This is a genomic window from Micromonospora globbae (genome assembly GCF_003610785.1).
GTDB lineage: Bacteria > Actinomycetota > Actinomycetes > Mycobacteriales > Micromonosporaceae > Micromonospora > Micromonospora globbae.
On the sequence record NZ_RAQQ01000006.1, the window covers coordinates 338,831 to 345,347 of the forward strand.

A 6,517-nucleotide genomic window follows, 5' to 3' on the forward strand; every position below is an offset into this window, starting at 1 on the left:
GCCCTAGTTTTACCTACGACGGCCACCGCTCCTGCCCCCGGCTCGTGGCCGACTACCGCTGCTTGAGGCAGAGGACGAAGTCGAGGGTGTCCAGCTCGCTGTCGAAGAAGTACCAGTTCGTGTACCCCTCGACCTTGGCGCACTTCGCCTCGGCGTCCCGCTCACCGCTGGTGGTGCCGTCGACACGGCGCAGCACCTCGTACGTGTTCGGGCCGCAGTCGCTGATCAACAGCTTCGGCTTCCCGCCGACCGAGCCCTCGTTGCGCACACACTGGCCCACCTTCACGAAGCGCGGGTCGGCGGAGGACTCGGGTGCGGCGGCCGTCGGCGGCGCCGCCGCCTCGGGGACGTCCGGGTCGGCCGGCTCGCTCGACGCGGGGGCGCTCGGTGCCGCTGCGGGCGGCGTCTCCTCCCCGTCGGTGAGGACGTAGACCGCCGCGCCGCCGGCCAGGACGAGCAGCACGGTCACCGCCAGCACCACGACGAGCGGCCTGCGGGAACGCCGTGGGGGCGGCGCGGGGGCGGCGGCGTACGACGACTGGCCCGCACCCGGCTCCCACGGGGGGACCTCGTCGTGGCCCGAGCGGGACGGGGGATCGGCGGGATACCGCTGCGGGGCGACGTGGCGTTCCCCCTCTTCGGGGTGGAAGCCGCCGTACCGGGGCTCCCCGTAGCGCGGCCCCGGATCGGCGTACCGGGGCTCGTCGTGGCCCCGGTACCCCGGATGGGCCGGGCCGCGGTACCCGCCCGGAGGAACATCCTGCGGGGCGCCCGCCCACCGGGAGCCCTCCGGCGCCGCCCCGTACGCCTCGTCCGGCCGCTGCCCACGCCACGGATCCGGGACGTCACCACGCGGTGATCCGTAGTTTCCCATCGACATCCTCCTGGACAGTGGTGAGAGGCCGGCCACCATCGCGGGACGGCGACTCCGGCGTCACCGTAGCGTGGACCGGTGATGCGCTCGAACCCCTCGGGTGCGATCCGGACCGCCGACCGGTCCGGCCCGCCCACCCCCGCCGCCCGCCCGGGTCTCGTCTGGGCAGCGCTGATCGTGGTCTACGTGCTCTGGGGCTCGACGTACCTGGGCATCCGGATCGCGGTCGAGACCCTGCCACCGCTCGCCTCGGCCGCGGCGCGGTTCGTCGCCGCCGCGGCGGTCCTTGCGCTCGTCCTCCGCGTACGCCGGGGACCGGGCGCCCTCCGGGTGGACCGGCGCCAGCTCGCTTCGGCCGCGCTGGTCGGGTTGCTGCTGCTGGCCGGCGGCAACGGACTCGTGGTGCTCGCCGAGTCCGGTCCGCCCGGTGTGGCGCTGCCGTCGGGGATCGCCGCGCTGCTGGTCGCCACCGTGCCCCTGCTGGTGGTGCTGCTGCGCTCGGTCACCGGCGACCGGCCCCGCTTCTGGACGTTCGCCGGCGTCACCCTCGGCTTCGCCGGGCTCGTCCTGCTGGTGCTCCCGACCGGTGGCGCGGACGCCGTACCGCTGGCAGGGGCGCTCACGGTCGTCGTCGGGGCCGTCTCGTGGTCGATCGGCTCGTTCCTGTCGGGGCGCATCCGCATGCCCGCGGACCCGTTCGTCGCCACCGTCTACGAGATGGTCGCGGGCGGGGTGGCACTCGGCCTCCTCGCGGTGGGACGGGGTGAGCTGCGCGGCTTCGATCCGGCCCAGGTGAGCGGCCGGTCGTGGCTGGCGCTCGTCTACCTCATGGTCGCCGGCTCGCTGGTCGCCTTCACCGCGTACGTCTGGCTGCTGCACCACGCGCCGATCTCCCTCGTCTCGACGTACGCCTACGTGAACCCGGCCGTCGCGGTGGTGCTCGGGGCGGCGCTCGCCGCCGAGCCCGTCACCGGGCAGGTGCTGCTCGGCGGCGGCGTGATCGTGGCCGGGGTGGCCCTCGTGGTCAGCACCGAACGCCCTCGCCGGGCGGGCACGGCGCGCTCCGCGGGCGCCGACAGCGCTGGCTCCGGGGGCGGCGGACGCGTCGGCCGCGCGGGTGACCCGGCCGAGCGCGCGGGCACCGACACCGTGCTGCCTCGCGACCGGGCCGATGCGGGGCGGCCGCACCTCGGCACGGGCGACGAGCGTTCCGACGGTGCGGGACCGGCCACGCCGGGGATACCGCGACCCGGAGGTGCGAGGACCACGGCGAGCGGGGAGCGGCGGTAACGTCCGGCCGGTGACCGCCGGCCTGCCGACCACCGCGTCACTCGGCGTGGTCACCGGCTCGGTCATCCTGGGTGTGCTCGCCGGCTCGGCCGCGCCGGTGCTCGCGCGCCGCTTCGTCCCGGTCACCGGCGTGCACGGCCCTCTTGGCCAGCCGGGCGTCCCGCCCAGGTTCGCCGGGCGCTTCGTGCTGCCCATGGACGCACACCGTCTGCCGATGAGCCCGGCGCCCGTCCCGCGTTGGCCCGTTCCTGCGCTCGCCGGTGCGGTCGTGTTCGCCGGGCTGGCGGTCGCACGGGGCGACGATCCGGCGCTGCCCGTGTTCCTGCTCGTCGCGGCGATCGGCCTGGTGCTCGCCGTGGTGGATCTGATCTGCCTAAGGCTGCCCGACCTGCTGGTCGCCGCGGCGGCCGGCGGTGGCGTCCTCGGGCTGGGCGTGGTCGCGCTGGCGACCGGTACGCCGGCACGGTTCCCCATGATGGCGGCCGGCACCGCCGTCTCCCTCGCCGTCTACCTGACCCTGGCGGTGCTGCCGCGCTCGCGACTCGGCTTCGGCGACGTCAAGCTCGCCGCCGCACTCGGTCCGGCGCTCGGGTGGGCGGGTTGGTCGGCCCTCGGGTGGGGGCTGGCCCTGCCGCACGTGCTCGCCGGCGTCACGGCGCTCGTCCTCCTCGCCACGCACCGGGTACGCCCCGACACCCCCCTGCCGTTCGGCCCAGCCATCCTCTGCGCCACCTGGCTAGCCCTGCTCGCCTAAACCCAACCCCAACCCCAACCCACCCCCTGCCTCGGCGATCTTGCAGTTTGTGCCCCGGCAAAACAGGGCAAGTGCCCTATCTCGGGGGCCGAAAGTGCAAGATCGCGGGGATGGGACGCGGGGGCGGGGCTACAGGAGGCGGAGCTGGCGGTCCTTGGGGCGTCTCGGTTCGGCCTCGCCGAAGCGCTCGAACAGGCCCGGATCGATGGCATCGAGGAAGGGCGACGGGCGGCACTCGCGTTCGGACCCCTGCCGGACACGCCGGGCGGCGTGGCTCACGTAGAGCCGGTCCTGTGCCCGGGTCAGGCCGACGAAGAAGAGCCGGCGTTCCTCGGCGATCGCGTCCTCGTCCGGTGTCGCGCCGGGCCAGCGCAGCGGCAGCAGCCCGTCCTCGACCCCGACGAGGAACACCACCGGGAACTCGAGTCCCTTGGCGGCGTGCAGGGTGAGTAGCGTGACCGCCTCGGCGCGCGGGTCGAGCGCATCCACCTCGGCGCCCGTGGCCAGTTGGGACAGGAAGAGTTCCAGGTCGTCGCCGCAGCGGCGGGCGAGCGGCGTGAGCAGGTCCACCGCCACCCGGACGTCCTCGGGGCGTACCCCGGAGCCGGAGCCGTCCAGCGTCGGGGTGGCGAAGCGTTCCGCCACCACCTGGCCGGCGAGCCGTACCCGGGCGGCCAGCCCTCCGCCGAGCCCGCCCGCGTGGCGCAGCTCGCGGGCGATGGCGGCCACGCCGGGGCGGTCCCGCAGCCGGTCGTGCGAACGCTTCTGCACGGGGATGTTCGCCCGGGACAGCGCGTCCACGATCGGCGCGGCCTGCGAGTCGGTGCGGTAGAGCACGGCGATGTCGCCGAACGAGAGCGAGGTGGACCGGCCGTCGATCCGGCCCGAGTCCAGCGACCGGTGGGAGAGGCCGCCCACCAGCTCGTCGATGGTGCGTACGACGAAGTCTGCCTCGTCGGCCACGGAGCTCGCGGGGTAGCGGCCGACCAGCGGGGCCTCCGGGTCCAGCCGGGCCGGGTCGAGCCGGCGGCCGCGGACCAGCGACGACGGCGCGATGGCCTGCACGGCGGCCGCGAGGATCGGCGCCGACGAGCGGTAGTTGCGGTTCAGCCGCACCAGGCGCGCGTCGGTGAAGTCCTGGGAGAAGCGCAGGAAGTAGCCGACGTCGGCGCCCCGGAACGAGTAGATGGCCTGGTCCGGGTCGCCGATCGCGCAGAGGTTGCCGTCCGGGGGGCTGAGCAGGCGCAGCAGCTCGTACTGCACCGCGTCGACGTCCTGGTACTCGTCGACGAAGATCCACCGCCAACGGTCCCGGTAGCGCTCGACCAGCGTCCGGTCCGCCCGCAGCAGCGCCACCGGCAGGGTGAGCAGCTCGTCCAGGTCGACGAGGCCCTGCTTGCGCAGCAGCGCCGTGTAGGCGGTCGGGTCGTCGCCCGCCTCGGCGCGGGCCGCGGCCCGGTCGGCGTCGTCGGCGATCCGGAAGTCGTCGGGAAGCCCGGCGGCGTCCGCGTTCTCCCGCAGGATGGTCAACCCGAGCGAGTGGAACGTGCCGACCGTGATGTCCTCGGCCACCGGCCCGAGCAGCCCGTCGAGCCGCTGACGCAGTTCCTCCGCGGCGCGGCGGGTGAAGGTGATCGCCAGACAGTGCTCGGGGAAGACGTTCAGCTCGGCGCAGAGGTAGGCGATCCGGTGGGTCAGCGTCCGCGTCTTGCCGGTGCCGGGCCCCGCCACGATGAGCAGCGGGCCTCCGGGCGCGGAGGCGGCCACCCGCTGCATCGCGTCGAGCCGGTCCAGCAGCCCGGTGCCGACCTCCTCCATGCCGGCGAGCATCGGCTCGAACGGCTCGTGCGGTGACGGTGGCGGGGCGATCGGTGGCGGGGGCGGCTCGGGCGCCTTCCGCTTCGAGTCGGCCCGGGCCGCCGCGGGGCGTCGGGCCCGTGCCTTCGCCGCCGGCTCCGCGGGCTTGCGCTGCGCGGGCACGGGTACGTCGAACAGCGTCTCCGCCTGCGCCCCCGCGGCCCGTCCGCGCAGTTCGGCCGGGTCGAAGAGGGTGATCACGCCGTACTCGCCGTCGTAACCGGGCACCCGGCGGACCTCCCCGCGGCGGAGCCGGCCGATGCCCTCGGCGAGCAGTTCGCCGCCGACCCGGGAGATCTCGTCGAGCGGCGTGCTCGTGAGGATCTCCAGCTCCGGGCCGAGCGCGGCGAGCAGGTCGGCGAGCTTCCCCTCGACCTTCTTCGAGCGGGCGCCCACACCGTTGATCTCGCCGAGGACCTCGGCGAGCGGCACGAGGTGGGTCACGTCCGGGCGGTGCTCCGGCCGGTACCCCGCCGGGCGGTCGGCCAGCTCCTCGACCCGGCTGAGTACGCCGACCGTGAGCGGCTTGCCGCACTCGGGGCAGCGGCCGCCGGCCGCCCGGGTCCGTTCCGGCTCCCAGTTGACCCCGCAGAGCCGGTGGCCGTCGGCGTGGTACTTGCCCTCCTCCGGGAAGAACTCGATGGTCCCGGCGAGGCCGTCACCGGTGCGCAGCGCCTCGCGTACGGCGAAGTAGTCGCGTGCGGTGGCGAAGACGGTGGCCTCCCGGGCCAGCGCCGCCGGCGAGTGGGCGTCCGAGTTGGACACCAGCCGGTACGCGTCCAGGCTGCCGACCCGCCAGTTCATCTCGGGGTCGGAGGAGAGGCCGGTCTCCACGGCGAAGATGTGCTCGGCCAGGTCGGCGTAGCAGTCGGCGATCGCGTCGAAGCCGGACTTGGAGCCCAGCGCGGAGAACCACGGGGTCCAGATGTGCGCCGGCACGAGGTAGCCGTCGGGGCTGGCGTCGAGGGTGATCTCCAGCAGGTCCCGGGAGTCGAGGCCGAGGATCGGGCGGCCGTCCGAGCCGAGGTTGCCGATGCGGCCGAGCGCGGCGTTGAACCGGGCCACGGCGTCCAGGTCGGGCAGGTAGACCAGGTGGTGCACCTTGCGGGTCCGGTCGTCCCGCTTGTAGATCGTCGAGATCTCCACGCTGAGCAGGAACCGGACGGGATCGCTGTCGGCTCCGCCGGCCAGCCGGGGTGGCAGCCGCCGCGCGATGTCCCGTTCCGTCTCCGGGCTCAGCCGGTAGAGGCCCGGCTCGGCCGGGCGCAGGGTCTCGCGGAGGTGGTCGTACCAGGCGGGGTGGGTGAAGTCACCGGTGCCGAGCAGTCCGACGCCCTTGCGCCGCGCCCACCAACCGAGGGTCGGCAGGGTGAGGTCACGGCTGCAGGCGCGGGAGTACTTCGAGTGGATGTGCAGGTCCGCGACGAACGGCGGGCGGCCACCGGGGGGTACGGCGCTGAACGGAGGCACGCCGCATCCTGCCACGAGCGCCCCCGGCCCCGCCCGCCGCCACGCACACGAGTGACCCGCGCAATCCGAGCCCACCGCCAAACGAGCGCGGTCCCGCCCGTCCCTGTGGGCTCGCGGTGATCATGAAGTTATCGCCCGTTCACTCGGGGTGGCGTCAAGTGGTGAGTGCAATTGTTAGGGCGCGATGAGTTCGGCTAGTCGCTGGGCTGGGGTGGCCCAGCCCAGCGTTTGGCGGGGTCGGGTGTTCAGTTCGTGGGCGACCTCGTCCAGGC

Annotated in this window: 3 protein-coding genes and 1 pseudogene; 2 read left to right on the forward strand and 2 right to left on the reverse strand. The window is 74.5% G+C overall.

All coding sequences use genetic code 11. From position 1 onward, the window contains the following. Positions 1-52: 52 nt before the first annotated feature. A pseudogene (locus D7I43_RS34255) lies at positions 53-568 on the reverse strand (LppU/SCO3897 family protein); the annotation flags it as partial. Between the two features lie 387 nt (positions 569-955). Between D7I43_RS34255 and D7I43_RS11205 the strand changes: the two are divergent. Further along, a complete protein-coding gene (locus D7I43_RS11205; RefSeq protein ID WP_240032914.1) occupies positions 956-2,164 on the forward strand; it encodes an EamA family transporter in 1,209 nt (402 codons plus the stop codon). 10 nt (positions 2,165-2,174) lie between these two features. Continuing rightward, on the forward strand, positions 2,175-2,918 hold the full coding sequence (locus D7I43_RS11210) for a prepilin peptidase (RefSeq protein WP_240032907.1): 744 nt from the start codon (positions 2,175-2,177) through the stop codon (positions 2,916-2,918). Between the two features lie 129 nt (positions 2,919-3,047). Here the strand turns inward: D7I43_RS11210 and D7I43_RS11215 are convergent, their stop codons facing one another. Then, positions 3,048-6,245, reverse strand: a complete 3,198-nt coding sequence (locus D7I43_RS11215; RefSeq protein WP_120328358.1) for a UvrD-helicase domain-containing protein — start codon at positions 6,243-6,245, stop codon at positions 3,048-3,050. Between the last annotated feature and the right edge of the window lie 272 nt (positions 6,246-6,517).

Bases quoted from the DNA above. Each gene is read 5' to 3' on its own strand.
- D7I43_RS11205 (WP_240032914.1), top strand. From the start codon at position 956: ATGCGCTCGAACCCCTCGGGTGCGATCCGGACCGCCGACCGGTCCGGC.